General features: G+C 63.4%; 31 protein-coding genes. 2 read left to right on the forward strand and 29 right to left on the reverse strand.

The features are described 5' to 3' along the window. Positions 1–5: 5 nt before the first annotated feature. The 26 genes from pgsA to BW934_RS04690 all read right to left on the reverse strand — a co-directional run bounded on the left by pgsA (position 6) and on the right by BW934_RS04690 (position 21,753). Positions 6–545, reverse strand: coding sequence for a CDP-diacylglycerol--glycerol-3-phosphate 3-phosphatidyltransferase (gene pgsA / locus BW934_RS04565; protein WP_076345585.1), 540 nt, complete (start codon positions 543–545; stop codon positions 6–8). 12 nt (positions 546–557) lie between these two features. Beyond that, positions 558–1,346, reverse strand: coding sequence for a flagellar hook-basal body protein (locus BW934_RS04570; protein WP_076345950.1), 789 nt, complete (start codon positions 1,344–1,346; stop codon positions 558–560). A 17-nt stretch (positions 1,347–1,363) separates the two neighbouring features. Beyond that, the gene (locus BW934_RS04575) at positions 1,364–2,575 is read right to left on the reverse strand and encodes a flagellar basal body rod C-terminal domain-containing protein (RefSeq protein ID WP_076345587.1); all 1,212 of its coding nucleotides are present in this window, start codon (positions 2,573–2,575) and stop codon (positions 1,364–1,366) included. Positions 2,576–2,590: 15 nt separating this feature from the next. Continuing rightward, a complete protein-coding gene (mreB, locus tag BW934_RS04580) occupies positions 2,591–3,610 on the reverse strand; it encodes a rod shape-determining protein (protein ID WP_076345589.1) in 1,020 nt (339 codons plus the stop codon). A 93-nt stretch (positions 3,611–3,703) separates the two neighbouring features. Beyond that, complete coding sequence (gene spoIIID, locus BW934_RS04585) at positions 3,704–4,024, reverse strand: sporulation transcriptional regulator SpoIIID (RefSeq protein WP_076345591.1); 321 nt, start codon at positions 4,022–4,024, stop codon at positions 3,704–3,706. 261 nt (positions 4,025–4,285) lie between these two features. After that, positions 4,286–4,963, reverse strand: coding sequence for a M23 family metallopeptidase (locus BW934_RS04590; RefSeq protein ID WP_076345593.1), 678 nt, complete (start codon positions 4,961–4,963; stop codon positions 4,286–4,288). A 76-nt stretch (positions 4,964–5,039) separates the two neighbouring features. Beyond that, the gene (locus BW934_RS04595; protein WP_076345595.1) at positions 5,040–6,056 is read right to left on the reverse strand and encodes a SpoIID/LytB domain-containing protein; all 1,017 of its coding nucleotides are present in this window, start codon (positions 6,054–6,056) and stop codon (positions 5,040–5,042) included. Between the two features lie 257 nt (positions 6,057–6,313). After that, entirely contained in the window at positions 6,314–7,615 is a 1,302-nt protein-coding gene (gene murA, locus BW934_RS04600; protein WP_076345597.1) for a UDP-N-acetylglucosamine 1-carboxyvinyltransferase, read from the reverse strand. 57 nt (positions 7,616–7,672) lie between these two features. After that, positions 7,673–8,527: a YwmB family TATA-box binding protein gene (locus tag BW934_RS04605; protein WP_076345599.1), complete on the reverse strand. Its 855-nt coding sequence runs from the start codon at positions 8,525–8,527 to the stop codon at positions 7,673–7,675. A gap of 140 nt (positions 8,528–8,667) precedes the next feature. Next, complete coding sequence (locus BW934_RS04610; RefSeq protein ID WP_076345601.1) at positions 8,668–8,919, reverse strand: DUF1146 family protein; 252 nt, start codon at positions 8,917–8,919, stop codon at positions 8,668–8,670. Positions 8,920–9,042: 123 nt separating this feature from the next. Next, positions 9,043–9,489 carry an ATP synthase F1 subunit epsilon gene (gene atpC / locus BW934_RS04615; protein WP_076345603.1) on the reverse strand — a complete coding sequence of 149 codons (447 nt, stop codon included), beginning with the start codon at positions 9,487–9,489 and terminating at the stop codon, positions 9,043–9,045. A gap of 27 nt (positions 9,490–9,516) precedes the next feature. Next, complete coding sequence (gene atpD / locus BW934_RS04620; RefSeq protein ID WP_076345605.1) at positions 9,517–10,920, reverse strand: F0F1 ATP synthase subunit beta; 1,404 nt, start codon at positions 10,918–10,920, stop codon at positions 9,517–9,519. Positions 10,921–10,950: 30 nt separating this feature from the next. Next, positions 10,951–11,814 (reverse strand): ATP synthase F1 subunit gamma, encoded by an 864-nt coding sequence (gene atpG / locus BW934_RS04625; RefSeq protein WP_076345607.1) that lies wholly within the window; start codon positions 11,812–11,814, stop codon positions 10,951–10,953. 80 nt (positions 11,815–11,894) lie between these two features. Next, positions 11,895–13,403, reverse strand: a complete 1,509-nt coding sequence (gene atpA, locus BW934_RS04630) for a F0F1 ATP synthase subunit alpha (RefSeq protein WP_076345609.1) — start codon at positions 13,401–13,403, stop codon at positions 11,895–11,897. After that, positions 13,400–13,963, reverse strand: coding sequence for an ATP synthase F1 subunit delta (gene atpH / locus BW934_RS04635; protein WP_076345611.1), 564 nt, complete (start codon positions 13,961–13,963; stop codon positions 13,400–13,402). The genes atpA and atpH overlap by 4 nt, the downstream gene beginning before the upstream one ends. After that, positions 13,957–14,451 (reverse strand): F0F1 ATP synthase subunit B, encoded by a 495-nt coding sequence (gene atpF / locus BW934_RS04640; RefSeq protein ID WP_234969563.1) that lies wholly within the window; start codon positions 14,449–14,451, stop codon positions 13,957–13,959. Before atpF ends, atpH begins: the two co-directional genes overlap by 7 nt. A gap of 77 nt (positions 14,452–14,528) precedes the next feature. Then, entirely contained in the window at positions 14,529–14,777 is a 249-nt protein-coding gene (gene atpE, locus BW934_RS04645; RefSeq protein ID WP_008339894.1) for an ATP synthase F0 subunit C, read from the reverse strand. A 68-nt stretch (positions 14,778–14,845) separates the two neighbouring features. After that, positions 14,846–15,610 carry a F0F1 ATP synthase subunit A gene (gene atpB / locus BW934_RS04650; protein WP_076345615.1) on the reverse strand — a complete coding sequence of 255 codons (765 nt, stop codon included), beginning with the start codon at positions 15,608–15,610 and terminating at the stop codon, positions 14,846–14,848. An 18-nt stretch (positions 15,611–15,628) separates the two neighbouring features. After that, a complete protein-coding gene (locus BW934_RS04655; RefSeq protein WP_076345617.1) occupies positions 15,629–16,033 on the reverse strand; it encodes a hypothetical protein in 405 nt (134 codons plus the stop codon). Then, the gene (locus BW934_RS04660; RefSeq protein ID WP_234969565.1) at positions 16,030–16,290 is read right to left on the reverse strand and encodes a hypothetical protein; all 261 of its coding nucleotides are present in this window, start codon (positions 16,288–16,290) and stop codon (positions 16,030–16,032) included. Before BW934_RS04660 ends, BW934_RS04655 begins: the two co-directional genes overlap by 4 nt. Before the next feature lie 384 nt (positions 16,291–16,674). Continuing rightward, entirely contained in the window at positions 16,675–17,790 is a 1,116-nt protein-coding gene (wecB, locus tag BW934_RS04665; protein ID WP_234969605.1) for a non-hydrolyzing UDP-N-acetylglucosamine 2-epimerase, read from the reverse strand. A 105-nt stretch (positions 17,791–17,895) separates the two neighbouring features. Next, positions 17,896–18,525 carry a uracil phosphoribosyltransferase gene (gene upp, locus BW934_RS04670; RefSeq protein WP_076345623.1) on the reverse strand — a complete coding sequence of 210 codons (630 nt, stop codon included), beginning with the start codon at positions 18,523–18,525 and terminating at the stop codon, positions 17,896–17,898. A 62-nt stretch (positions 18,526–18,587) separates the two neighbouring features. After that, positions 18,588–19,844: a serine hydroxymethyltransferase gene (locus tag BW934_RS04675; RefSeq protein ID WP_076345625.1), complete on the reverse strand. Its 1,257-nt coding sequence runs from the start codon at positions 19,842–19,844 to the stop codon at positions 18,588–18,590. 136 nt (positions 19,845–19,980) lie between these two features. Then, entirely contained in the window at positions 19,981–20,607 is a 627-nt protein-coding gene (locus BW934_RS04680) for a TIGR01440 family protein (RefSeq protein WP_076345627.1), read from the reverse strand. Then, a complete protein-coding gene (locus BW934_RS04685; RefSeq protein WP_327077686.1) occupies positions 20,582–21,145 on the reverse strand; it encodes a low molecular weight protein arginine phosphatase in 564 nt (187 codons plus the stop codon). The genes BW934_RS04680 and BW934_RS04685 overlap by 26 nt, the downstream gene beginning before the upstream one ends. 53 nt (positions 21,146–21,198) lie before the next feature. Then, complete coding sequence (locus tag BW934_RS04690) at positions 21,199–21,753, reverse strand: manganese efflux pump MntP (RefSeq protein ID WP_076345631.1); 555 nt, start codon at positions 21,751–21,753, stop codon at positions 21,199–21,201. 120 nt (positions 21,754–21,873) lie between these two features. On the opposite strand from BW934_RS04690, the gene BW934_RS04695 reads away from it, so the two are divergent. Continuing rightward, complete coding sequence (locus BW934_RS04695; protein ID WP_076345952.1) at positions 21,874–22,680, forward strand: NlpC/P60 family protein; 807 nt, start codon at positions 21,874–21,876, stop codon at positions 22,678–22,680. An 8-nt stretch (positions 22,681–22,688) separates the two neighbouring features. Here the strand turns inward: BW934_RS04695 and BW934_RS04700 are convergent, their stop codons facing one another. Beyond that, positions 22,689–23,456 (reverse strand): YoaK family protein, encoded by a 768-nt coding sequence (locus BW934_RS04700; RefSeq protein ID WP_076345633.1) that lies wholly within the window; start codon positions 23,454–23,456, stop codon positions 22,689–22,691. 158 nt (positions 23,457–23,614) lie between these two features. On the opposite strand from BW934_RS04700, the gene BW934_RS04705 reads away from it, so the two are divergent. Then, on the forward strand, positions 23,615–24,466 hold the full coding sequence (locus tag BW934_RS04705; protein ID WP_076345635.1) for a hypothetical protein: 852 nt from the start codon (positions 23,615–23,617) through the stop codon (positions 24,464–24,466). A 122-nt stretch (positions 24,467–24,588) separates the two neighbouring features. Here the strand turns inward: BW934_RS04705 and BW934_RS15055 are convergent, their stop codons facing one another. Next, positions 24,589–24,753 carry a hypothetical protein gene (locus BW934_RS15055; RefSeq protein ID WP_200805715.1) on the reverse strand — a complete coding sequence of 55 codons (165 nt, stop codon included), beginning with the start codon at positions 24,751–24,753 and terminating at the stop codon, positions 24,589–24,591. Positions 24,754–24,918: 165 nt separating this feature from the next. Further along, the gene (locus tag BW934_RS04710) at positions 24,919–26,001 is read right to left on the reverse strand and encodes an L-threonylcarbamoyladenylate synthase (RefSeq protein ID WP_076345637.1); all 1,083 of its coding nucleotides are present in this window, start codon (positions 25,999–26,001) and stop codon (positions 24,919–24,921) included. Positions 26,002–26,004 lie beyond the last annotated feature (3 nt).

The following is a 26,004-nucleotide window of genomic DNA, read 5'->3' on the forward strand; positions in this document are numbered from 1 at the left end:
GCGCCTCAGAACACGCGGCGCCGAACCGGAATGATTTTCATGTTGCGCACGTAGATGACGGTCGTGACGTAGGACAGGCCCACGGTGAACCACAGCACCATCTCTCCGGCTTCAGGCGTGGGCCAGGCCAGGATGCAGAGCGAAATCCCGATGTAGTAAAAACACGTCGTGATTTTGCCCCACCAGTTTGCCTTCGGCACGGCGCGTTTGCCCTGAAAGTAAAAAAACGCGGCACCCGCGATCATCGCGATATCGCGGAAGACAAGCAGCGCGGCCACCAACCAAGGCAGGCGCCCGGACGCGAGCAGCGTGAACAACACCGACACCATCATCAGCTTGTCCGCGAGAGGGTCCAGCAATTGACCTGTGTACGTTTCGAGTTTGTACGTGCGGGCCAGGTAGCCATCCAGGACGTCGGTGAGACCTGCGAACAACAGGACAAATAAGGCCAAAATCTTGTGCGGGCTTTCGACGCCGTAGAACGCAAAGAGATAACAAGGAATGAGAAGCAGACGCAACAGCGTCAACAGATTGGGCAGGTTCACGCGATCGCCTCCTCAACCTCCCGACGTCCGAATGGTATCCGCCAATCCCATGAGCTGATTGGCTATCGAGATGGCCTGCGCGTTCTCCTCATAGAAATCTTGGGCAGCGACGATCTCCGCCATGGTCGACGACTCGTCCACGTTGGATCCGTTGACCGCGCCTTGGACGACCGACGAGTCGCGCGCCGGAGTGGCCACTCCGCCAGGAGCCAAGCGGTACAAGTTGTTGCCTTCAGGAAGCAGGTGGCTCGAGGGTTCGCCGATCTCGACCAACCCAAGCTTGACCGCGCGACCGCCCCCGAAGGTCAGAGTGCCGTCGGGCGAGACCGACATCGACGTCGCGTCCGCCGGCTTGACGATGGGCTGACCCGTGGCGGACAGGACGGGATCGCCCGCCTGGGTCGCGAGCACGAAAGAGCCGTCCGGCCTCCGGCTCCAGATGAAGTTGCCCGCCCGCGTGTACATGCGTCCGGCGGGCGTCTGCACGGTGAAAAATCCGGGCCCCTGAATGGCCAAGTGCGTCGGGATGCCCGTGTGCACGATGGGCGCCTGGCTGAAGTCCCGCTGCTCGTCGGTGCGCACCGTCCCCGTCCCTCCGCGCCATCCAGGCTGCGTCACGCGCGCCGCAACGGACGGATCCGTGGCGTTGCCATAGACCTGCATGGTCAAGAGATCCGCAAATGTCCCCTGCTCCGCGGCGTAACCGGGCGTCTGCAGATTGGCGAGGTTATCCGCAATCTGGTCGATCCAGGTGTTTGCCGCATTGATCCCCGATAAGCCATTCCACAGGGTTTGCCCCATGCTGATGCCCCCCAAGTTCAGCCGCCCTGGACCTTGCCGACGTCCGTCACGGCCTCGTTCAACATCGAATCGACCGACTGCGCCACGCGCTGATTGGCCTCATAGGCGTTCACAGCCTGCATCATTTGCGCCATCGTCGCTGCCACATTCACATTGGAACTCTCCAGAGCGCCAAACACCATGCGGCCTGTCCCCGCCCGAAGAAGCGGCGTGACCGCCTGCGGCTGATACGAGCTGCCGACCATGTACTCGCCCTCGCCGAGCGGTTCAAGCTGCGTCACGTCGGCGTCGACGAGTCCGAGCCGACCGCCCGCAACCTGCTTGCCCTGAGCGTCGTACACGCGGAACGAAGGCTGTCCATTGGCATCATACACCGGGGCCCCGCTCTCGGAAAAGATTTGCGTGCCATGGTAGAGCGGATTCACGACCAGCCGCCCACCGACGATCACCTGCCCGGCTGCATTGACGGGGGCGATGGCGTGACCCGCCGCGTCCACCAGCACATTTTGCGCGTTCAGCTGGAGCGCACCGTCGCGAGTGACCACCAGGCCGGCTTGTCCACTCGCATCCGTGTAATTCACCGGCAGAAAGGCGTGGTAGCCCATGTCGTCGGCATTGCCCACGCGAATGGCGTACGGATCATCCGTTTCGCTGCCCGGAACGTACACCGCCTGGCCCGCGGCGTTTTCAATGATGTACGACGGTCTGCCGGCCGCATCGTAGGTGGGCCCGCCGCCTTGGCTCAGAAGCTCGGAGCCCTGATACAGCGGGTTGCGGACCGCATACAACCCAGCCACCGGTTGGCCATCCGCGCCGTACACGGCGAGCGGCAAACCACCCACGGTCAGGCGCCCGCCTGGCCCCACCTGGACCGTGCCCGACACGGGCCGTGCCCCTTGCGGCGTGAAGGCGTAGGCCACTTCGCCCGACGCGATGCTGTCCACGATGGCAACATCGAGCGGGCGCCCGGTCGTCTCGATGCCGCCTTCCACAAAGGACGGAACGCCTTCTTGAAAATCGACGCCACCGCCCATCTGGCCAATGCTTGTCCCATCCGCTCCGTCTCCGTACGCATAGCGCTCCATCGCAAAGACGGGATCTTCGATGAGCTCGGCCAAGGAAGCCTTGAAACCGGGCGTCTCCTGGTTGGCCAAGTTATTGGACAAAAGCTGCGCCAACCGGTCTTCTGCTGCCATCCCCGAGGCTGCCGCCGTCAAACCCTGAATCATGGCATGACACCTCCGTCACCGCCTGGCTCTGCGCCGGCCGCGATCCCGATACTTGTTCCATTCGGGGCTTTCCAGCACCCGGCCCGTGCCGATGACCACGCAATGCATGGGATTCTCGGCGATATGAACAGGGATCTCCAATTCGGACTGCATCAGCTTGTCCAGGCCGTCCACCAGCGCACCGCCCCCGGTCAACACGACTCCCTTGTCAAAGATGTCGGCCGCGAGCTCGGGCGGCGTCTGTTCCAAAACAGACTTGGTCGCCTGAACGATAGCGTAGACCGGCTCCTCCAGCGCTGCCCGGAGCTCTTCCGAATGAACCGTGACTGTCTTCGGCAGCCCCGTCACCATGTCGCGCCCGCGCACGTCCGTCTTCGCCTGCCGCCCTCCCGGATAGACCGTCGCCAGTTCTTTTTTGAGTTCTTCAGCCGTCCGCTCGCCGATCATCAGGTTGTACTCCCGCCGGATGTACTTGACAATCGCCTCATCGAGCTTGTCCCCGGCAATGCGGAGCGACGTCGAGGTCACCACGTCGCCCAAGGACAAGACCGCGATATCTGTGGTTCCGCCACCGATGTCGACCACCATGGAACCGCTCGGCTCAAAAATGTTCAGTCCCGCACCGATGGCGGCGGCCTTTGGCTCTTCGATTAAATCGACCTGCTTGATGCCGACGGCTTCCGCCGCCTCCCGAACCGCCTTCTGCTCGACAGAGGTGATGCCCGCGGGGACGCAGATCATCACGCGCGGGCGCCCAAAGAATCGCTTGCCAATGGTTTTGTTGAGAAAGTGGCGCAGCATAATCTCGGTGACCTCAAAGTCCGCGATCACGCCGTCCCGCAGCGGGCGAATAGCGACGATATTCCCCGGCGTCCGCCCCAACATGCGGCGAGCTTCTTCGCCAACAGCGACGACCTGCTTCGTCACCTGATCTATTGCAACGACCGATGGCTCGTCGAGTACAATGCCCTGCCCTTTGACGTGCACCAGCACATTCGCGGTGCCCAGATCCACACCAACGTCCCTAGAAAACATTTGCGGCGAGTCCTCCTACGTGTAGAGCGTACGAGATTGGGGAAGGTCGTTCATCTGCTCGCATGAATGGAGTGGGGATGCAAGGATGTAGTTCTACAGTCCGCTCGAAACTCCTCTGCGCCGCTCGATTCGCTTCGGCTTCAGCGCCGACCCAGCCCGCTCATCGTCTCCCTTATGATACTTCATTTTGGTCGCTTCGCCACCGCGCAGATGGCGGATCGCCTTGTGGTATTCCAAAATTTCCTTGACCTTCGTCGCAAGTTCCGGATTGATCTCTGGAAGGCGTTCCGTCAAATCCTTATGCACCGTGCTTTTGGAGACGCCGAACTCGCGCGCGATGGTCCGGACTGTGTTGCGCGTTTCGACAATATACTCCCCAATCTTAAGCGTACGCTCCTTGATGTAGTCATGCACTCCCCTCGCCTCCCCATGGCAGGTCAGTTGGTCTGCTTTATGTATATGAGGGGGTGTACACCGTATGCCGCGCCGGGCCTGGCCCTTTCGAATCTTCCGCGGAATTTCGACAGGGTGGCGAACCGGCGCGGGCGCAGGGGAAGCATGGACTTTTTCCGGGAAATACGTCGAATCCGCTCGAACAGAAGAACTCGCATCGGCCTCGAAGCCGCCGCACCAAAAGAAAACGCCCGCACCAAGGCGGGCGTCGAGGGCACTCGCTCATTGCTTGGGCAGGAGCGACGTGGGGTCGACCGGCTGACCGTTTTGATTGACTTGGAAGTACAAATGGTTGCCTTGATCCTGCTCAAACAGGTTGGTCGACGTCGTGCCGATGGGATCCCCGGCCGAAATGCTCTGTCCCGGCTTCACGTCCACGGAACCCAGCGACTGATACGTCTCGGTGTAGCCGTCAGGGGAACTGACAACCACCTCATAGCCGTACAGCGGCTGATTGGTCACGCTCTCGACGGTTCCCCGCTGAGCAGCGACCACCGTGAACTGGCGACCACCGGCGGCGCGAATGTCGATGCCTTTGTGCGGATAAAACGTGTTGTCATACTCCACCACCGCCGCGGCCTGCTGCTTGAGGGACCCGTGCGTCGGGAAGAAGCCCATGGACACCGTGGCGTCTGTCCCCTGCGCGTAAGGCCACACCCAAGGTTCAAGCCCGGTCGACGTCGGGGTCGTGGTCGACGTCTGATTCGTCTCCGTCGTGGTGACCGACGTCGGCGTGCTGTTGGTCTCCAAACGCGCATAAATGACGCCGATCACGACCGCCGCCGCCCCCAGATACATCGCCGGATACACCCAACGCTTCGACAGCCACCTGCGCACAGGGCTTGGTTTTTGCGCCTGTGGCGTCTCGGATTTTGGATCAATCGGTTGCTTCTCATCCATGTGGCGCTCACCTCAGTAGTGAGTCTCCCCACGCAGATGGCTGTCTATACGTGTCGCCCTCAATTTTTGGGTAGAGTTAGTTACCGAATGTTACCATACGCTGGAGCTGCGATTGAAGGTCTTCCAGCCGCGCCCCTGGGTAGAAGTGCGAGAGAATCGCCTTGTAGCTCATCCCGCCCGCAGCGAGGGCATCGGCCTGGTGTAAGCTCATGCCGAGATCAGGGCCTCGTCCGTAACAGGTGAACACCAGTTCATCTCCTCTGACCGTGAACGTGAAGTCGTCGGAGGCAAGACCCAAGCGAGCAGCAAAGGCTGGACCGCTCCAGCTGGTTTCCCCGGCTTTCACGGACTGCACGAAGCCGTCGTGCGTGCGAGTCACTCGCAGGGATGAGAAGTTCGTGAGGTGCGCGGAGAGCGCCTGATTGAAGGCCCCGAGCGTGTAGGTGACGGTCGACACCCGGTCAGGGCTCGATAGGTCGGCTGGGCAAGGGAGGCTCTGGAGATAGGGAATCGGATAGCCCAGCGCCTCTTCGCCGGATCGCGTGCGGCCTGTGGAAATGGTGCAGAGAAACGCCAGAATGGGTTGTCCGCGATAGGTCAGAATTTGATGGTCCGTTGCCTCAATCGCCGTCTGAGCCCGCGAAATGAAAGAGAGCGCAGCGGCGGCACCTATCGAGAGCTGAAGCTCGTGTTCTGTTTCCATCGACAAATCAAGGGAGGGGTTGTCCGTGACATCGGCATGTTCTTTTTGGGCCTCGGGCGAAGGATGGAGCATGGCCCGTATGGCGTACGTGCGCACTGCGACGCTCGCGGCCTCCAGGCTGGAGAGCGGTGCAGACGGGCTGCAGTTGGCGAGCAGCACGCCGAGGATGTACGCGTTCAGGGGCATGGTGTTCACCGCCCCCGTCTCTTCATCAAAAACGCGCAGTTGAATGCGCGCGTCGCGCGCCGCCACCCAGGCGGACACATCGGGCATCGGGGAGCGTTGAATCGCCTTGGCGACGCCCACGGGAAGCATCACCATGGCGGCAAAGACGAGCGCAAATCGGACGGCCAACTGGAGGACCTTGCGAACGGCACTTGGCTGGGACATCGGGTTCATCCTCTCCGTCGCATGGAAAGCTGCGTCCGCCTGCGCGGACCGGGCGGGGACAACCCGCTCCAAGGAGAGCCTATGCGCGTGGGAACGCCCCTATGCTTGCTCGCATGTCGAGCGCATGGAGAAGAAGAGCCGCGTGGCGGGCGAGACGATTCCACGCAGGGGTCGGCCGATCCCGACATGCGCGAAGCCGCAGGACCTGCCAGGCTCCTGCGGCTTCCTCGTGCACGGCCAGATTCTGTTCAAACGCCTCAGCCGACAGACTTCGCCATCGGAATTTCCTCGTCACCCTCGACGCGCTCGATCCGCGCACCGAGTTGTTGAAACTTGCCGACGAGATCGTCGTAGCCACGGTCGATGTGATGAAGCCCGAACACCTCGGTCCGGCCTTCGGCCAGAAGGCCTGCAATGACCAGGGCGGCTCCGGCGCGCAAATCGGTCGCCGTCACGCGGGCGCCGGTCAGGCGCGGCACGCCCTCGATCACGGCCGTGCGCCCCTCGATGTGAATATGGCTCCCCATGCGTTGAAGTTCAGCCACGTGCATGAACCGGTTTTCGAAGACGGTCTCCGTGACGGTGCTTGTCCCTTGCGCCACCGTGAGAGCCGCCACCATCTGCGCCTGGAGGTCCGTCGGGAAGGACGGATAATAGTGCGTCTTGACGTCGAGCGGCTTCATGCGCCCCGTCGGGCAGGGCCACACCTTGATGCCTTCCACGCGGTCCTCCAGCACGGCCCCGGCCTCTTCGAGCTTGGCGATGAGAGACATCAGGTGATGCGAGAGGGCGTTTTCCACGTATACGCCTCTCCCGATGAGGGCCGCGGCGATGAGGAAGGTCCCCGCCTCGATTCGGTCTGGAATCACCGCGTGGGTCGCGCCGCGAAGGCGTTCCACGCCTTCGATGCGAATGACGTCGGTTCCAGCGCCCCGCACACGGGCGCCCATCGCGTTCAGATAGTTGGCGAGATCGACATTCTCGGGCTCTTTTGCGGCATTTTCAATGATGGTCTGCCCCTTGGCGAGGACGGCGGCCATCATGATGTTCTGCGTCGCCCCAACGCTCGGCACGTCCAGATAAATCCGAGCGCCACTGAGTCCGCCGCGCGGCGCACGGAAATGCACATAGCCGTTTTCGACGACGGCGGTTGCGCCCAGCGCTTCAAGCCCTTTGATGTGGAGATCCACAGGCCTCGGGCCAATATTGCAGCCGCCGGGGAGCGCCACCATGGCCTCGCCGAAGCGGGCGAGCAGCGGTCCCGCAACCACAAAGGAAGCTCGCATCTTGCGGACGAGGTCAGCGGGCGGACATACGCTGAGCAGCCGCCGCGCGTCGACGCGGAGGGTACTTCCATTCCACTCCAGCTTCGCGCCGAGCGCCGAGACCGTGTCCGCCATGACGCGTACGTCGAGGAGGTTGGGCACCTCTTCGATCTGACTGACGCCCTCTTCGGCCAGCAGGCTCGCCGCGAGGATTGGCAACACCGCATTTTTCGCGCCGCTGACGCGAACGGTCCCTTCAAGGGGGTATCCACCCTCAATGATGATCTTTCCCATTCCGCTACCTCCGCACGGCTTTCCTGAGCCTCGCGAAGCAGCGGCGCGGATGCGGCATCAATAGGTCGCGATGACCAAGGGAGAGCCCACGTACACGTCCGTTCCACCTTTGAACGAATCGTCATGGATCGCCACCTGGACATTCACACGGCGATTGTCTCCCGCCAGCACGTACATGGGTGCGCGGGCACTATATCCGGACAGGCTCGTCTCGAGAGGTGTGCGAATGCCCTCCACCACCGACGCACCTACCGCCCTTAGCGCTGCCATCGCCATTTGATCCGCTTCCGCCTCGCTGACTTCGCTCGGTTTGAAACCAGATATGTATGCGCTCATCTGCGGCGTCCCGTTCACCGACGCCACCGTGCGCTCCACCTGGTCATATTGCGACGAAAATTGGCCTTCCGTCAAGTTGGAACTCGATGCCGTCACCGTCATCACGGTCTCCGGTTGGCCGTCTCCTGCGCCGCTCGTCACCCCGGGAAAACTCGTCAACACCACCTCAGCGCGCGTACCATTGGCCCACACGCCGACCGCCCGCCAATACGACTCATTGGCCAGTTGCGTGGCCTGGGTCTCGGCGTTCACCAGACCAAGTTCCTGAAGCACCTGGCTGCCGAGAGCGGCCAGCTGCGTCTCATTCATAAACGACGCGTTCAGTTGCGTCCAATCGTGAATGAGGTAGGCTTGCGGCTTCGCCCCCGTCGCTTCAACGGCGCCCATCAGGAACTGGTATTGCGCGGCTCCGTTCGATTCGACGGGACCGGCGGTCTTTGCGCTGGCCGTGCCGGGTGGATGTGCGATCACGGCTCCCAATCCGATGCACACCGCCAACCACATGGCCCGCTTCAAAACGTGTTTCCCGCGGCGGCGCACGAGACGAGCCCGCCGAATGACTTTATTCTGCGCCATGACGGATACCTCCATCCGTTCCTGGAAATCAGGCGTACATTCTGGTTCACCTGCTCCCAGTGTGGACGGAATCCGCCAAAGCTAAACCCGCCGCCAAGAGGCCTCATAGATTTCATAGATTTGACGCTGTCAACGTGGCCTCAGAGCGCGCCATTCAACAGTTGCATGGCGCCTAAAAGGACGAGCCCGACAAGGACCGACAGCACGCCCCCGGCGAGTGCGAGAAAGAATCGCAGGAGCTGTGCCTGGCCTGCGAAAGGTTGATGCGTGAACTTGTCCCATTTGAGTGCGCCGAGCGCCCACCAACAGGCCACCACGCCAAGAAAGAACACGAGCAGAAGGACCAAGCCGTCTGCTCCCATCGTGGCAATGGCGCGATACGCGGGCTGCATCCGCTCACCCCCTGCTTGCTCACAGCCACGAGCTCCCACGAAACACCGTGTGGAAACAACACTGGCCGCCTCTCAATTCACTGTGAAGAGACGGCCAGCTGACACCAGCATCATACCACAGTCTTACACGCTCGGAACATGGGCGTGAAGAAATCCGTTCAGCCGCTTGTGTTCCTCGACCGCCTGAAGTCGGAGCTCGGCGCGCGTCAGCGCCTGCCGAGCGCGCTCCGCCTCCTCCTCGTCCACCGCAGCCTGCAGCCGTTTCTCCGCGCGATCCTTGGCGTGCAAGGCGCGATCGACGTCAATTTCCTCAGGCAGCTCCGCCGTATCCGCGAGAAGGGTGATTTTCTCCGGCAGGACCTCTACGAAGCCCCCCGAGACCGGCACCACGTCCTCCCGGTCGTCGGCCAGCCGAATGCGAACGAGGCACGGCTTGACCGCGGTGGCCAGCGGGATGTGACGCGGCAAAATCCCGATCTCGCCGTCCCCGCCCTTCAAAATCACCATGCGCACGTCCATCGACAGCACGATCCGCTCCGGCGTGACAATTTCGAGCGGCACGGTCAACATCTGCGCTCACCTCACTTCCGGATAGGATCAGGCGTAGCCGTCCTTGCGCGCCTTCTCGATCACGTCCTCGATGGCGCCGCAATAGCGGAAGTACGTCTCGGGAATCTCGTCGTGCTTGCCCTCCAGAATTTCCTTGAACGAACGCACCGTATCCTTCACGGGCACATACTTACCCGGCGTGCCGGTGAACACCTCGGCGACGAAGAACGGCTGCGACAAGAAGTTCTGGATCTTGCGTGCACGGGACACGATGAGCCGGTCCTCGTCCGTCAACTCGTCCATGCCGAGAATGGCGATGATGTCCTGCAGTTCCCGGTACCGCTGCAACACCGCCTGCACGCCGCGCGCCACCTGGTAGTGCTCCTCGCCGACGATGTCCGGCTGCAACGCGCGCGAAGTCGACGCGAGCGGGTCCACCGCGGGATACAGACCCATATCGGCGATCCGGCGCTCAAGCACGGTCGTCGCGTCCAGGTGCGTGAACGTGTTGGCCGGCGCAGGATCCGTGTAGTCGTCGGCCGGCACGTACACGGCCTGAATGGAGGTAATGGAACCGCGCACCGTCGACGCAATGCGCTCCTGCAACTGGCCCATCTCCGTCGCAAGGGTCGGCTGGTAACCGACGGCGGACGGCATGCGTCCGAGCAGCGCGGACACCTCGGAACCCGCCTGCGTGAAGCGGAAGATGTTGTCGATGAAGAACAGCACGTCGCGCTGCTCCACGTCGCGGAAGTACTCGGCGAGCGTCAAGCCGGACAGCGCCACGCGCAGACGCGCGCCCGGCGGCTCGTTCATCTGGCCAAACACCATGCAGGTTTTGTCGAGGACCCCCGACTCCTTCATTTCATGGTAGAGGTCGTTACCCTCGCGCGTCCGCTCGCCGACGCCGGCGAACACGGAGTAACCGCCGTGCTCCTTGGCGATGTTGTGGATGAGCTCCTGAATCAACACCGTCTTGCCGACACCCGCGCCGCCGAACAGGCCGACCTTGCCACCTTTGACGTATGGGGCAAGCAGGTCGACGACCTTGATGCCCGTCTCAAAAATCTCGGTCTTGGTGGTCAAGTCCCCGAACGCGGGGGCGGGGCGATGAATGGGCCAGCGCTCGGCGGCTTCCACCGGGCCCTTCTCGTCAATGGTTTCACCCAGCACGTTGAAGATGCGCCCCAACGTTCCGGGTCCCACCGGCATCGAGATAGCCTGACCCGTGTCCACGACTTCGACGCCGCGGACCAGCCCGTCCGTCGACGACATCGCGATGGTTCGAACCACGTTGTCTCCGAGGTGCAGCGCGACCTCGAGCGTCAGATGCACGGGCAGTTCGCCCTCGTAGTCAATGCGGAGGGCGTTCTGGATGGCCGGCAGCTGTCCTTCTGGAAAACGGACATCGACGACCGGGCCCATGACCTGCACCACATACCCTTTGTTCACGAATGTCCCTCCTTGCGCCCGTCTCGTGCGTTATTTCAACGCTTCCGCGCCACCGACGATCTCGGCGATCTGCGTCGTGATCGACGCTTGGCGCGCCCGGTTCAACGAAAGCGTGAGTTTCTCGATGAGCTCGTTCGCGTTGTCCGTCGCGTTGCCCATAGCGTTCATGCGTGCCGCGTGCTCCGAGGCCTTCGCATCCAGCACGGCCTGGTACACCAGGGTCTCGGCGTAACGCGGGAGCAACGCCGCGAGAACAGATTCCTCGTCCGGCTCAAACAAATAGTTGCGCCGAGGGCCCTGAAGATTCTCCCCGAGCGAGGCGAGCGGCAGCACTTTGCGCACCACGGGCCGTTGCACGGCTGCATTGATGAACTCGTTGTAGACGAAATAAAGCTCGTCGAACTCCTCGCGCTCGTAAGCGGCTACGATACTCTCCGCCAGTTGGCGGACCGAGTGATACGTCGGCGTATCCGGCAGGTCGACGACCTCGGCCGCGATCGGCAGCCCGCGCCGCTGAAAGAAGTTGCGCCCCCGCTTGCCGACGGAATAGATGGCGTACGAGCCCTTTTCTCGCTTGCCAAACTCCTGCATGGCCGCGCGCACGACCTGCGCGTTGTACGGACCCGCCAGGCCGCGATCGGCCGTGATGACGAGGTATCCGATGCGCCGGACCGGCCGCACGGCGAGGAGAGGATGCTTGACGTGGCGCGCCGCGAGCGAGAGGTTTGCCAACATCTCCTGCATCTTGGACAGGTACGGCTTCGACTGCTGCACCGCGTCCTGCACGCGGCGCAGCTTTGCGGCCGCGACCATCTCCATCGCCTTCGTAATCTGCGCGGTATTCCGGACGCTCTTGATGCGCCGCCTAATATCGCGCATGCTGTTTTGCGCCATCGCCCGTTCTCACCACCGATTGGGGGCCAAGCCCCGATTCATGCCGCACGGCCCTTTGCGGGCCGCGCGCCAGCCGTGTGTCAGGGCACAAACGTCGGCTTGAACTTCGCCATCGCTTCCTTCATGAGCTCGATGGTGTCGTCTTCAAGCGACTTGCGCTCCTGCATCTGTTGGAACACCTGTGGATACTCCCGGTCCAGGAACGCGAGCCACTCGCGCTCGAACTTCTGCACGGCCTCCACAGGAATATCGTCGAGATAGCCGTTGACGCCCGTCCAGAGCGAGGCAACCTGCCGGTCGAACGAGAGCGGGTGGTACTGCGGCTGCTTCAAAAGCTCCGTCATCCGCTCGCCGCGGCGCAGGGTGTCCTGCGTCGCCTTGTCCAAATCGCTCCCGAACTGCGTGAAAGCCTGCAGTTCGCGGTACTGGGCGAGATCGAGCTTCAGCGTGCCGGCGACCTTCTTCATGGCCTTGGTCTGCGCGGATGAACCGACGCGGGAGACCGAGGAACCGACGTTGATGGCCGGACGCACGCCCGCAAAGAACAGGTCCGACTCGAGGAAGATCTGGCCGTCCGTGATCGAGATCACGTTGGTCGGAATGTAGGCGGAGATATCGCCCGCTTGGGTCTCGATGAACGGCAACGCCGTGAGCGATCCGCCGCCGTGCTCGTCGTTCAACTTCGCCGCGCGCTCCAGCAGGCGCGAGTGCAGATAGAAGACGTCGCCGGGATACGCCTCGCGGCCAGGCGGGCGGCGGAGCAAGAGCGACATCTCGCGGTACGCCGCAGCCTGCTTGGACAAGTCGTCGTACACGACGAGCGCGTGTTGCCCGTTGTACAGGTAGTACTCCGCCATCGCGCAGCCGGCGTAAGGCGCGAGGAACAAAAGCGGCGCCGGCTCGGAAGCGCTAGCCACAACGACCGTGGTGTATTCCATGGCTCCGTACCTGCGGAGCGTCTCCACGACCTGCGCCACCGTCGACTGCTTCTGACCGATGGCGACGTAGATGCACTTCACGTCTTTGCCCTTTTGGTTGATGATGGTATCCAGCGCGACCGCCGTCTTACCCGTCTGGCGATCGCCGATAATGAGCTCGCGCTGCCCGCGCCCGATGGGCACCATCGCATCGATGGCCTTGATGCCCGTTTCCAACGGCTCGTGCACCGACCGGCGGACGATCACGCCCGGCGCCGGCGATTCCACAGGCCGATATTCGGTGGCCTCAATGGGGCCCTTGTTGTCGATGGGTTGACCGAGCGCATTCACGACGCGCCCAAGCAGCTGCGGACCCACGGGCACGGTCACGAGCCGCCCCGTGCGGCGCACCTGTTCGCCTTCGCGAATGCCCTGCACCGAACCGAGGACCACGACACCGACGTTGTCCTCTTCGAGGTTGAGTGCCATACCATACACGCCGCTCTCAAACTCGACCAGTTCGCCCGCCATGACGTTGTCCAAGCCATAGAGGCGCGCGATTCCGTCGCCGACCGAGAGGACCGTGCCCGTGTCGCGCACCTCGGCTTTGACCTCGAACTGCTCGATCTGCTGTTTGATGAGCGCGCTGATTTCATCCGGACGAATGCTCAACGTATTCCCTCCTTACGCACTGCGCGGGCGAGTAGGCGATCGCGAAATTGGCGCAATGCGTTCGCCGTCGTCGCATCCAGCACGCGATGGCCCACGTGAACTCGCACACCCGCGATGAGCGCCGGATTTTCGACCACTTTTGGGACCACCGTCTTGCCGCACGCCGCTTCGAGCCGGTGAACCCATTCGTTCAGGTCCGCCTCAGTGAGCGGCTTTGCGGTCTCTATCTCCACTCGGACGCGATTGTGAATCTCGTCCGCAAGCTCTTCGTATCGCTCCGCGACAAGCGCGATGTACGCTCCTCGCCCGCGCTCGAGCATGAGCGCGAGAAAGCGTGACAGGTCCTGCCTGAGCGGCTCTCCCATCACCCGCTCCAGCGCCTGGAGCTTATGTTCGGGAGAGATGACCGGGCTGGCGAGAAAGTGCGACAAATCCTGTGACGCGCGGAGGAGCGAGTGAATCTTGGAAAGCTGTGCGCCAATGGAATCGACAGCGTCATGCTCCTTCGCGTACGACACCAGCGCGCGCGCATAGCGATTCGCCACAGCTCCGGTCAACATACGAGCTCACCCAGCTTGTTTTCGGCTTCCGCCATGAGGTCTTTGTGCACCTCGGGCGTGACGTGATCGCGCAACAGGCGGGTGGTGAGCTCAACGGACAACTCGGCCACGCGCTTCGTGACGGCGGCCAGCGCCTCGTCGCGCTCGCGCACAATGGCTTGGCGGCTTTCTTCGAGGATGCGCGCAGCCTCTTCCTCTGCCTTCTGCACGATTTCGCGCGCCTGTTCGTCCGCGCGGATGCGCGCTTGATCGAGGAGATTGCGCGCTTCTTTGCGCGCCTCTTCCAAGAGGCGCTGCTGCTCCGCCAACAGGCGGGCCGCTTCCTCGCGGCTCTTCTCAGCCTCGCTGATTTGCGTCTCGATATGGATTCTCCGCTGTTCCAACATGCGCGTCAGCGGCTTAAATGCAAACCGCTGAATGATGAAGAACACGATGAGGAACGAAATCACGGAGAAGATGAACGTTCCAACTTGAAAAATGCCGCCCACCTGGAACACTCCCTCCTCCTTGGTTTGGCATCCGGCTCACAAGGGCGCCCGGCGCGAAAGGCCGGGCGCGCAAAGCATCAGAACGCACCCTTCGTAAACAGGATGATGATGCCGAATGCCAGCGCGATGACCGGGAAAGCCTCGACCAACGCGACACCAAGGAGCGCACTACCGAAGATGGAACCGCGCGCTTCAGGCTGGCGAGCCACGCCCTCGACGTACTTGCTCATGACCATACCGTCGCCCACACCGGAACCGACGGCCGCCAAGCCGAGCAAAAGCGCCACCGCAATGTCGTAAATCGCCTTGACCATGTCGAGTTGCATCAGTCTTGTTCCTCCTTTTGTTGATGGCCGTAAACTTCGTTTCCGCAAGCCCTTCCGGGCTCGCCAGCTCAGTGCTGGCTGTCCACCTCAAACGACTTCATGCCGATGTAGAGGCACATCAGAATGCTGAACACGTACGCTTGAATGGTCGCGACAAACCCGCTGTACAAGAGCCATGCGATGATGAACGGAAGCTGCCACGGAATGAAGTGGAACGCAAACGGCGCGCGCAGCAAAAGCCCCAACAGGATTTCACCGGCGAAGATGTTGCCGAAAAGTCGCATGCCGTGCGTCAGCGGGTTCGTAATTTCCTCCAGCAGCCCAAAGGGAGGGTGACGGAGCAGGTGGCGGAACCACTTGCCGGGATGCCTGAGGCCGCGCGCGTGGCTGATGAGCCATACCAAAATGGCGAGCCCAAGCGCCATGCTCATGTTGGAGGTCGGGGAGTCAAACAGCTCCACATCCCCCTTGGCAGACTGAAGGTCGGACGGGCTCAAGCCCCACACGTGGGCATGCGGGTCGAAGTGAACCGTGATGGTGAAAATCAACCCGAGCCAGTTCGCGATGAACAAGAAGAGCAGCGTGAAGAAGGCGAGAGGCCGCACGAACCGCCGAGAATCATCACTCGGCATGACGTCTTTCGCCATGCTATCCGAGAAGTCGAGGGCCCACTCCAAGAGATTCTGCAGCCCTCTCGGGTGCCGCATGTCCATCCTCGCTACGGCAAGCCGCAAAAGGACAAACATGATGAGCCCCGTCAGGAAGATGGTCGCAATGACGACGACGTTCGTCTGCCAGATGGTCCCCGGGAATAGCGTCGGGAAGACCGGCACGTTTTCACCTTCTTTCCGTCAAACTTGTGAGTCTCGTTGATCAGGCGGGTTCTTGGCATACCGATACATCCCAATGATGATGAACGCGAAACTGAGGGCGTACCCAACCAAGGCCGCATACGGGTTGAAGAGGGCCCGGAACTTCAGCGCGACCACCATGATGACCACAATGAGCGCCAGTCGCGCAAACATGCCCGCCATGCCGGAGGCGAAGAGCATCTGACCTTGCACGTTATCGTTCAGGTGCCCTTGGCGGATCATGCTAAAGATGACGAACAACCCTCCGGCCTCTCCCAGAAGCAGCCCGCCGAAGATGGGACGCATCTCCCGAAAAACCGCGACACACAGCGCGGTGAGCAACATCAGCCCGAGCCAAGACCACTGAATGGCTCGCAGTCGCTTCACAAGGGAATTGGCACTCATCGTCGGTCTCCTAGAACCTGTTTGACCAAGAACGCTAAACCCGACACCCCGGCGATCACGCCGAGCCCCACACCGGCCACGGTCGGCCACAGCCGATGGACATGCTCGCTCACGAGATGTCCGACGAACCCCAGACCGACGATGCAGCCCGCGAGCTGCAGCGTGGCACCAGAATAGACGGCGAACAGCGTCCAGTCACTCGGTTGCTTGCGCGCAGAACGCGCCTCGTTGCGGTCTTCGTCTGCGAACGCACACACCACCTAGAACAGATTGAAGAGAGGGACAACTTGTGTGATGCAAGATACAGCGTGGAGCATTTGTAACATTCCACCACATACCTATAGGGTTTCCGCTTGCAAGCCAGGATAACCATAGCAAGGAAGGAGTTTCCAGAAATGGGCGCGCTAGCTCGCCCTTCTCGTAGGGCGAAACGCCTGTGTGTATGGTGAAATGCCAGAACCCTCGCCTATAGTACACTAGCTCAAAATTCGATGTCAACGCGCAAACCCTGCGGAATACCAGGGATTTGACGACGCTGTTTCGGTTTGTTCACAAAATCGCCGCGCGCCGGTCCACGTCCGCGCGGCGCGCCCGCCCATTCCACAATTGGAATTGAAAGCGCACGCGCTTCCTGGGAATTCTCATCGGCGCTGAAACGGCCCTTCGGCTTCCAAGTAGCGAAATGGCTGCGGCCGATCCGCCAGCCCAAAGTGATGCAAAATCGCCTGAACGATGCGCTCGGACGCTCGTCCGTCCCCATACGGATTCTTGCGCATGGCCATGTCCCGGTACGCCGCCTCGTCCGTCAACAGGCGCTTGGCCTCCGAGAAAATGACCTCCTCGTCCGTGCCCACGAGTTTCAGGGTGCCCGCTTGAATGCCCTCCGGCCGCTCGGTGGTGTCCCGCAGCACGAGGACCGGCACGCCGAGCGACGGCGCTTCCTCTTGGATGCCTCCTGAATCGGTCAGGATCAGCGTGGAGCGGGCCATGAAGTTGTGGTTGTCGATCACGCCGAGCGGATCGAGCAAATGAATGCGCGGGTGGTCTCCGAGAATCGAAAACACCGTGTCCCGCACGCGCGGATTCAGGTGCACCGGGTACACCAGATAGAGATCGTCCGCGAGATCCACAATCCGCCGCGCCGCCCGACAGATGTTTTCCAGTTTCTCTCCCCAGTTCTCCCGGCGATGGCTGGTCATGTAGATGACGCGCGCCCCTCGGGGCATGCCATCCAAAACCGGGTGCGTGTACGCGTCGCGCACCGTGGTGCGCATCGCGTCGATGGCCGTGTTGCCCGTGACGAAGATGGCCTGTTCCTGGTGCCCTTCGCGCAACAGGTGCTCGGCGGCGACGTCGGTCGGCGCAAAAAACAGGTCGCTCAGCGTGTCGGTGAGCTGGCGGTTCATCTCCTCGGGGAAGGGGCTGTACTTCTGGTAGGTCCGCAGCCCGGCCTCGACGTGGCCGATGGCCACTTGCTGGTAGAACGCCGCGAGACTCGCCGCGAACGTGGTGGTCGTATCGCCGTGAACCAACACGAGATCCGGCTTGCGCCGCTCGATCACGGCCTCAAGCCCGGCGAGCGCCTTGACCGTGATGGTCGCCAGCGTCTGCTTCGGCTCCATGATGTCGAGATCGTCATCCACGCGAATGGAGAACACGTCAAGGACCTGATCCAGCATTTCGCGATGCTGCGCGGTCACACAGACCAGCGATTCGATCTGCGGATGGGCCTCGAGCGCCTGCACGAGCGGTGCCATCTTGATGGCTTCCGGCCGCGTTCCGAAGACGGTGAGCACACGGACGGGCGTTTGTTTCAACGACAGGACCCCCTCTTCGTCTTTCCTGGCTCGCCCAAACGTCGCCTACTTCGTTCCGAAGAGGCGATCTCCCGCGTCACCGAGGCCCGGGACGATGTAGCCGTGATCGTTCAGATGCTCGTCCACACTGGCGAGGTAAATGTCCACGTCGGGGTGGTGTTCCTGGACGGCGCGAATGCCCTCGGGCACGCCGACGAGGCACATCAGCTTCGGGCGCTGCGCCCCGCGTTCCTTGACCGCCCGCAGCGCAGCCACCGCGGAACCGCCGGTAGCGAGCATGGGATCCACGACGTACACATCCCGCTCTTCGAGGTGAGCCGGGAGCTTGCAGTAGTACTCGACGGGCATGAGCGTCTCTGGGTCTCGATAGAGCCCGATATGACCGACCTTCGCACCGGGGATCAAGTTCAAAATGCCCTCGACCATGCCGAGGCCCGCCCGCAGGACGGGTACAATGGCGAGCGTCTTGCCGGCGATCATCTTGGCGGCGGCGACGCCGACCGGCGTTTCCACCGTGACTGGCTGAAGCGGGAGGTCGCGCGTGATCTCGTAGACCATGAGCATCGCGACTTCCTGGACGAGCGCCCGAAACTCCTTGGTGCCGGTGTTCTTATCGCGAATCAACGTCAACTTGTGCTGAATGAGGGGATGGTCAAGCACATGCACTTGTCCCAAACCAAAACGCTCCTTTGCCAAAATGGGGCCGCCCTTGCGGGCGGCTCTCGGCATCTCGGGATTTACTCGACGTACGACACGTGAGGATAGAGCGGGAACCGGCTTGTCAGGCTGTCCACTCGGGCTCGCGCTTCGCGCTTGACGTCATCGCTGAAGTCGCCAAGCAGCACAAGTTTGAAGATCTCCGCGATTTCCTGCATGGCGCCTTCGTCCATCCCGCGCGAGGTCGCGGCGGGTGTCCCGACGCGGATGCCGCTTGTGACCATCGGGCTCTCCGGATCAAACGGAATGGCGTTCTTGTTGGCCGTAATGCCGATCTCGTCCAACCTCCGCTCGGCCTCCTTGCCGGTGAGACCGGCCTGGCGGACGTCGATGAGCATCAGGTGATTGTCCGTGCCGCCGGACACGAGTCGGAAACCGAAGCCTTGGAGCGCTTCGGCCAACGCCTTCGCATTCTTCACAATCTGCTCCTGGTAGGCCTTGAACTCCGGCCGAAGCGCCTCGCCAAACGCCACGGCCTTCGCCGCGATGACGTGCATGAGAGGACCGCCCTGCACGCCGGGGAAGTTGGTCTTGTCGATCAGCTTCGCGACGTCCTTCTGACAGAGGATGAAACCGCCGCGCGGCCCGCGCAGCGTCTTGTGCGTGGTGGACGTCACAAAGTGCGCGTAGGGCACAGGCGACGGATGCAGCCCGGCCGCAATGAGGCCCGCGATGTGGGCCATGTCCACCATGAGGTAGGCGCCCACCTCGTCTGCAATTTCGCGCATCCGCTTGAAGTCGATCACGCGGGGATAGGCGCTCGCCCCGGCGACGATCATCTTGGGCCTGTGTTCCTTGGCGACCTTCAGCACCTCGTCGTAGTCGATGAGATGCGTCTCGGGATCCACGCCATACGAGACGAACTTGTACAGCTGGCCCGAGAAGTTGACCAGGCTTCCGTGGGTCAAGTGGCCGCCGTGCGCCAAGTTCATGCCCAGCACCGTGTCGCCCGGCTTGAGCACGCTGAAATACACCGTCATGTTGGCCTGCGAGCCGCTGTGCGGCTGCACATTCGCGTACTCCGCGCCGAACAGCTCCTTGACGCGATCGATGGCGATTCGCTCTACCACGTCGACATACTCGCAGCCGCCGTAGTATCTGCGGCCCGGGTAACCTTCCGCGTACTTGTTGGTCAGGACGGATCCAAGGGCCGCGAGAACGGCCTCACTCACAAAGTTTTCCGAGGCGATCAGCTCGATATTCCGCTGCTGACGCTGAAGCTCGGACTGCATGGCAGCCGCGACATCCGGGTCAACTTGCTGCAGAAGGGTGGTCAAACCAGCGCAACTCCTTTCGTCAAGCGCCGCCGCGAGAGGACGCCGCGATTCACATTCATCTTACGGTTCGAACACGGACCGCACAAGCCCTGGGCGGCGCGCAAAAACGGCGAAAAGAAGAGCGCCAGCCGGCCGCTCACGCGTCCGTTCGCGGCGGCCCGTCGCCAAACATGCGCCGACGCGCTTCTGCCGGATCGTACACCGCGCGAGCCCCGCCGACGAGGGGCGGGCGCGACCTGGCCATGACCAGGTGCGCGCGCCCAATTTCGCGGACGGGTCCTCGCACCGGCACGGCGACGGGCCGCAGGTGCATGCCGATGAGCGTGTCCCCGATATCCAGGCCGGCATCCGCCGAGACGCCGCGCACAAGGCACGGAGTTTCCATCGCCCAATACGCCGCTGCGGCGGCGGCGCCGCCCGCTCCGGGAACCGGGATGGCCGTCACCTCCTCCAGCTGGCGCCCGGCCCACACCCGCCGCTCCACGACGAGCGCGCGGTTGAGATGTTCACAACATTGAAACGCGACATCGCAGCCGGTCTCACGGGCGAACGCGAGCACCACGTCCGCGATGGCTTGTCCGATCGCGACCGACGTGGCCGTGCCGATGCGCTCGCCGGCCACCTCGCTGGTGGACGCCCCCACCACCAGAAGGCGCCCCGGTCCAAGCCCGGCCTCTCGGGCGAGATGGGTCAATGCGCCAGGCAGGTCCCGCCGCACACACTCGATTGCCCACGCTTCAATCTCCTTCGCTGGAGGCGCCATCGCCCTTCACCTCCGGTCCCTCTTCAGGGCCCTGCGCCGTCGTGCGCAGCAGCCGCTCAAACGCGAGGTCGACGAGATCGGCCAGCTGGCTCGCGCAGGCCTCGTATTCGGCCTCGCCGCCGCCAAACGGATCCGCCACGTCCTGCGCCTCGCGCTCCGGCACGTCGTGCGCAAACGCGTACAGGGTGTACACCTTGTCGGCAAGCTCAGGAAACACTTGCACGAGTGCGTCACGGTGCGATCGCGACATGGTGAGGACGAGATCGCTCTCGCGCAACATCTCGCGGGTCAACCGCTTGGCCTGGTGACCCTCTGCGCGGACCTGCCGGCGCGACAGGGCATTCGCCGCGTGTTCCGTCATGGGGGCCCCGTCCATCGCCATCAGACCAGCCGAATCCACCCGCCAAGGAAGCCCCCTTTCCTCGACGCGCCGACGCAAGAAGGCCGCAGCCATCGGACTGCGGCATGTGTTTCCGGTACAGACAAATAGAATGTGCATCGTTTCCTCCATGGTTTTTGCTTTCGTTTGGGTGAGCATTTGCCTTCAGTATAGGAGGATCGCGCACCCGCCGCAAATGGCCTTTCTTCCACCTAGATGAGCCACATCACGCCACACAGGATGAGGATGGCGCTGCCGATCATTTCGCCGACGCGGCCGATGGCGCGGCCGAATTGCTTGCCGATGAGGAGCCCAAACCCACACATCAAGGTGCTCGCCACGCCGAAAGCGGCAGCCGAGACGAGGCCGTACGCCACGCTGTAGAGCCCCAGGCCAAAGCCGACCGAGAGCGCGTCGATCGATACGCTCGCCGCAAACGTCATCCGCCCCATCCAGTTGCCAAGCGGCCGCGGAGGCGGACCGTCCGACGATTTCCACGTGTGATACGCCATGTGAAGCCCAAGGCCCATGACCACCACAGCGGCGAACAGCCGCGCCACGTGGCCGAGGTAGTGGCCGACGAGATCGCCCGCGAGCAGGCCGGCGATCGTCAGGATGACATGCCACACGCCGATGGTCAGAGCGAGCTCCACGCCCTGCCTGCGCGTGATGGCCCCGAGCCCCACGCCGATGCTCAAGGACAGCGCGTCCATTCCGAGCGCCACCGCCATCATGGCGATCTCGACTGCCGCCTGCAAGTTGGACAACGAGGCCCCCTCCTTTACGCCTCTCCATCTATATGCGCGGCCTGTCCGCAGCATGATGAGAGGATAGAGAGCGTGAGCGGGGCGCACAATATCCACAAAACGCCAAGGACGGGGATTCAGATGAAGCGATGTGCGCTGATCCTGCGAGGCGCGGCCGCGGGCCTCACGTGGGCGGCGTTTTGGGCCCCACCCGTGGTCCGCGCCGCACCGCCGCTGTGGAGAATTGAGGAAACCGTGGAGGACGACCGCAAAGACGAGATCACCCTCGTCGTTCGGCCAGACGCCAAGGCCGTGGGCGACAGCGCCATCGTCCTGACGCCTGTCGCCGTCGAAAACTACGTCCGCGCACACCCAGCCCTCGCGAGCGCGACGCGCGCCGTCTGCCGGACGGAGGCCGGGCGAGCGCTCGTGACGGCCGAAATGCCCAAGGACCGCCGCGTGGAGCCGGAGGTCGACGGGGAGCGCGCGGAGATGGCGGTGGGCCCATCGCTCGCCGAGGCCCCGCCTGGCGTCGCGATCGATCCGGCGCAGCAAAGCCATCGCCAGGCACCGGAGGCCATCAGGGTGGCCGCGGTTCTCGAGGCGGCGGAAGCGCTCATCGGCACACCGCTCGCGTGGGGCGCAGATCCCGCATCGGGATATTGCGATCCGGCCACGTTCGTCGCTGCGGTCTACCGGAAAGCCCTCGGGTACCGCCTCCCCGCCACGCTGGACGGCCTCTGGGCGGAAACGGGCGTGAGCGTTCCCGTGTGGGACCTGCGCCCGGGCGATCTCGTCCTCCTGGACCGCGGAGAACTGGTCGGCATCTATCTCGGTGCGGACGAAATCGCCGCCTGCGACCCCGCGGCCGGCGAGGTCGTTCGCCTGAACGTGGGGCCGACGAGCGGACTCACGGCCCGCATCGCCGATGTCCGCAGGCTGTTCTAGCCGGTGGATCAGCGATCCGCGGCCGTGCGGGCCGCGCGCGCGGGTTGCGACTTGGGCCGCGTCTGATACAGCCCCCACGCGAGCGTCACGACCACGAGCGCGACGGGAATGGCCATGGCGTCGTAGTTCAGGTGCCGAATCACGAGGCTCGAGATGCCCGCGCCCACGCCGTAGACCACGACGGCGAGCACCCACATCCACACCAGCCACGGCTTCGTGGCGTCAAACGGCTCGGCCTCCTGGCGCCGGGACGGAGCGAGTCCCATCAACTTCCACACCAGGGTCTCCATGAGTCCGGTCGTGGTGCTCGTGATGACCGTCGTGGTGATGCCGTTCACGCCGACGCGCCGCGCCATGGAACCCTGTGCCCCCATGCCAAACGCGAGGGCGAAGAGGAGCAGGCCGCTGTGGCGGGCCACACCCGCAGGCCCCCACGCGTCCGCGGCGATCCAGAACGCGACGAGCGCGGCGAGCTCGAGCCACAGCGCGTGCGTCACGGTTCGGCTCCACGCAGACCGCTTTCGCTCCCCGGCCGCGACGAAGCCCGAGGCCGCGGCCCCGACGGCGAATCCGACGAGGGCGACGAGGTAATGCATCGCGTGTTTCAAATCCCCAGAGGCGACGGCAATACCGCCGAGCACCGTATTGCCCGTCATGGCGGCGGTGAAGACCTGCCCAAGGCGCATAAAGCTCATGGCGTCGACCGATCCCGACACGGCCGTCAGCACCAGCAGAAACACGCGAGCGGAAACGGCCGGCATGTCTCGTCGTTCCACCCCTCATCCCCCTTTACCTCGCTCTATGGCATTGGCCTTTCTTCTGGCGCATCTTCCTTCATCATACCACGGCGTGCTCCTCACAAGGCTCTCGCAAAATTCGACTACCTGCGCGATAATGATGTCGATACTGCAACGAACGATGGAGCGAATGGCCCATGGATAAGAGCCGCTGGACGAAGGCACGCGTCGCCAAATGGGTGGCGGCGGGCGTAGGCTGCGCAGTCTGGGCTGGCTACGCCTGGATGATGCTGTTTGGCCTGAACACGCGCTGGCAAGCGTATGCGCTCGCCGCCGCGCATGCGTCGTCGCCCACCCACGCCACGAACAAAGCAGGCACGGCCACCGCAGGTTCGAAGGGGACAGGCTCGGAGACGACCTCCTCAGCCATCACAGGTCAGGTGGTGCCGACCAACGAGCCCACGTGGTCGCCGAACGAGCAGGTCGCGTCCGTCCAAAATCCCCTGACCATGCCGCCGCAGACACAGACCGTGGGCACGTCGTCGGGCGTCAATGCCGGAGGCACGTCGAGATCGAGCGGGGCCACTGGGACGTCGCAGGTGTCGCCGAGTGGTGAGTCGAGCGGAACGAGTGCGAGCGGAGAAAGCGGATACGGCAACACCGCTCTGCCGGGGGCCGGCGCATCCGGCGGGCAAAGCGGCATGGGGTCCACCGCGAATGGCAGCGAAACGGGCGCCGGGCCGACCGGCGGCAGCAGTGGCATGACCGGCAACACGAGCGGCAGCAACGAGACGAATGCGACCACCGGCAGCGCGGGGGGCGCCGCGCCAACGGGGAACTCCGCTGCGCCGAGCAATCAGACGGCCGTCGGCAACTCGACGGGCACAGCGCCCGCCTCGCAGGCCACGGGCACGACCTCTGCGGGGACAAGCCCTTCGTCGAGCGAGTCGCCGCGCGCCAGCCTGCCCGCGCCGGGCAATCAGACGTCGCCTTCATCCGGCGCGCCATCGCCAAGCGCAACCGCGAGCAACGCGACCGCCGCGCCGTGAGCCGCGCCTTGGCCTGTGCACCGCAGGATCAAAGAGGGGCAGCCCTCCGTGCATCGGCACGGTTCGGCTGCCCCTTCGCTTGGTCTATGAAGAAAGCGCTGGCCAAAAGCAAACGTCCCTCGTCACGCCGACGTGCGCTGGCGATTCTGAGCTGCCGCGGCGAGGAGCGCTTCGGCCTCACGCGAATCCTCGTGTACCATCCGATCCACAACGCGGTTCCCGATGAGAAGTGCCGCACCCACAACGACAATCAGTGCCATGGTGATGATGAACAGAGCCAGCTCCATTTTGCTCATCTCCCGCTTTTCATCGTTCTTCCCTAACCGACACCGCCATTATAATCCGCGGCAGAGGCGGCGTCCGCCGATGAAAGCGGGTTCATCCGACTTGTCGCACTTTGTTCGAATTGGCGCCGAAGTTTCGCCACAGATAAGGCAGATCATGGATTCGGCTCAACCGACCCAGCGCACGCGGCCGGAGGCCGCCTTGTGCAAGCGATTCATGACCGCGGCTCCCAGGCCATGCGCCGGATCCACGCCATGCACCAGCACATCCGTCGCGCCGGCGCGATCGAAGGCGCGCAGCAAGCGATACAGGTGGCGCGCAAGCTCCTCAGCGTACGCGCTCGCAGGCAGGGCTGCCTGCCGATGCTCTGACAGCGCCCATCCGAAGCGGCGCACGAAGTCGTCTGGCGCAATGAGGGCAGGAACCATCGGCTCTCCGTCCTGCACCTCTTCGAGCAGAAAGGCGCGCATGGCCTCGTCGATGGCCGCCGGATCGCCCCACCACACGTGCACCCTGGCGTTCGGCGCATAGTGCCGGTACTTCATGCCCGGCGCGACTGGTGCCGCGGCCGCATCGAACGCATCGGCTGCGTACAACACCGGCCGGTCGATCACGCTCGCGATCATCTCCTGCGTCACGCCGCCCGGCCGAAGAATCCGGGCAGAGTCCGGCTCCAAAAGCAGCACCGTCGACTCGACACCCACAGGGCACGCGCCGCCGTCCACGATCCACTCGATCCGCCCTGCCAAATCCGCCTCCACATCGTCGGCCGTCGTCGGACTTGGCCTGCCCGACCGATTCGCGCTCGGCGCCGCGATCGGCACACCCGCCTCGGCTATGAGCGCGCGCGCCACCGGGTGATCCGGCATGCGCACCCCCACCAGCGGCTGCCCGGGATGGACCGATGGCGCAAGCGCAGCGCCGGCCGGCAACAACAGCGTGAGCGGCCCCGGCCAGAACGCGCGCATCAGCCGCACCGCGTCGGCATCGAGCGGCTGCGCCTCGTCGATCACGTCCCGCAGCTGCTCCTCGTGTGCAATGTGGACGATGAGCGGGTTGTCACGCGGGCGCTCCTTGGCCGCGAAGATGCGGCGCACCGCCTCCTCGTCCAGGGCGTTGGCGCCGAGGCCGTACACCGTTTCGGTCGGAAACGCCACAAGCCCGCCGCGTCGAAGGGACTGGGCGGGCTCCTTCAACATCTCGCGCAGTTGTGGCTCTAGGCGAACGCCTGCCACCGTCAAACGTCGCATTCG

It is taken from the genome of Alicyclobacillus vulcanalis, assembly GCF_900156755.1.
Classification (GTDB): Bacteria; Bacillota; Bacilli; order Alicyclobacillales; family Alicyclobacillaceae; genus Alicyclobacillus; species Alicyclobacillus vulcanalis.

Bases quoted from the DNA above. Each gene is read 5' to 3' on its own strand.
- BW934_RS04570 (WP_076345950.1), bottom strand. From the start codon at position 1,346: ATGGGGCAAACCCTGTGGAATGGCTTATCGGGGATCAATGCGGCAAAC.
- BW934_RS04575 (WP_076345587.1), bottom strand. From the start codon at position 2,575: ATGATTCAGGGTTTGACGGCGGCAGCCTCGGGGATGGCAGCAGAAGAC.
- mreB (WP_076345589.1), bottom strand. From the start codon at position 3,610: ATGTTTTCTAGGGACGTTGGTGTGGATCTGGGCACCGCGAATGTGCTG.
- BW934_RS04590 (WP_076345593.1), bottom strand. From the start codon at position 4,963: ATGGATGAGAAGCAACCGATTGATCCAAAATCCGAGACGCCACAGGCG.
- BW934_RS04595 (WP_076345595.1), bottom strand. From the start codon at position 6,056: ATGTCCCAGCCAAGTGCCGTTCGCAAGGTCCTCCAGTTGGCCGTCCGA.
- murA (WP_076345597.1), bottom strand. From the start codon at position 7,615: ATGGGAAAGATCATCATTGAGGGTGGATACCCCCTTGAAGGGACCGTT.
- BW934_RS04605 (WP_076345599.1), bottom strand. From the start codon at position 8,527: ATGGCGCAGAATAAAGTCATTCGGCGGGCTCGTCTCGTGCGCCGCCGC.
- BW934_RS04610 (WP_076345601.1), bottom strand. From the start codon at position 8,919: ATGCAGCCCGCGTATCGCGCCATTGCCACGATGGGAGCAGACGGCTTG.
- atpC (WP_076345603.1), bottom strand. From the start codon at position 9,489: ATGTTGACCGTGCCGCTCGAAATTGTCACGCCGGAGCGGATCGTGCTG.
- atpG (WP_076345607.1), bottom strand. From the start codon at position 11,814: ATGGCGCAAAACAGCATGCGCGATATTAGGCGGCGCATCAAGAGCGTC.
- atpH (WP_076345611.1), bottom strand. From the start codon at position 13,963: ATGTTGACCGGAGCTGTGGCGAATCGCTATGCGCGCGCGCTGGTGTCG.
- atpE (WP_008339894.1), bottom strand. From the start codon at position 14,777: ATGCAACTCGACATGGTCAAGGCGATTTACGACATTGCGGTGGCGCTT.
- BW934_RS04655 (WP_076345617.1), bottom strand. From the start codon at position 16,033: ATGAGTGCCAATTCCCTTGTGAAGCGACTGCGAGCCATTCAGTGGTCT.
- wecB (WP_234969605.1), bottom strand. From the start codon at position 17,790: ATGGCACCGCTCGTGCAGGCGCTCGAGGCCCATCCGCAGATCGAATCG.
- BW934_RS04680 (WP_076345627.1), bottom strand. From the start codon at position 20,607: ATGGCGCCTCCAGCGAAGGAGATTGAAGCGTGGGCAATCGAGTGTGTG.
- BW934_RS04685 (WP_327077686.1), bottom strand. From the start codon at position 21,145: ATGCTCACCCAAACGAAAGCAAAAACCATGGAGGAAACGATGCACATT.
- BW934_RS04695 (WP_076345952.1), top strand. From the start codon at position 21,874: ATGAAGCGATGTGCGCTGATCCTGCGAGGCGCGGCCGCGGGCCTCACG.
- BW934_RS04705 (WP_076345635.1), top strand. From the start codon at position 23,615: ATGGATAAGAGCCGCTGGACGAAGGCACGCGTCGCCAAATGGGTGGCG.
- BW934_RS15055 (WP_200805715.1), bottom strand. From the start codon at position 24,753: ATGGAGCTGGCTCTGTTCATCATCACCATGGCACTGATTGTCGTTGTG.
- BW934_RS04710 (WP_076345637.1), bottom strand. From the start codon at position 26,001: ATGCGACGTTTGACGGTGGCAGGCGTTCGCCTAGAGCCACAACTGCGC.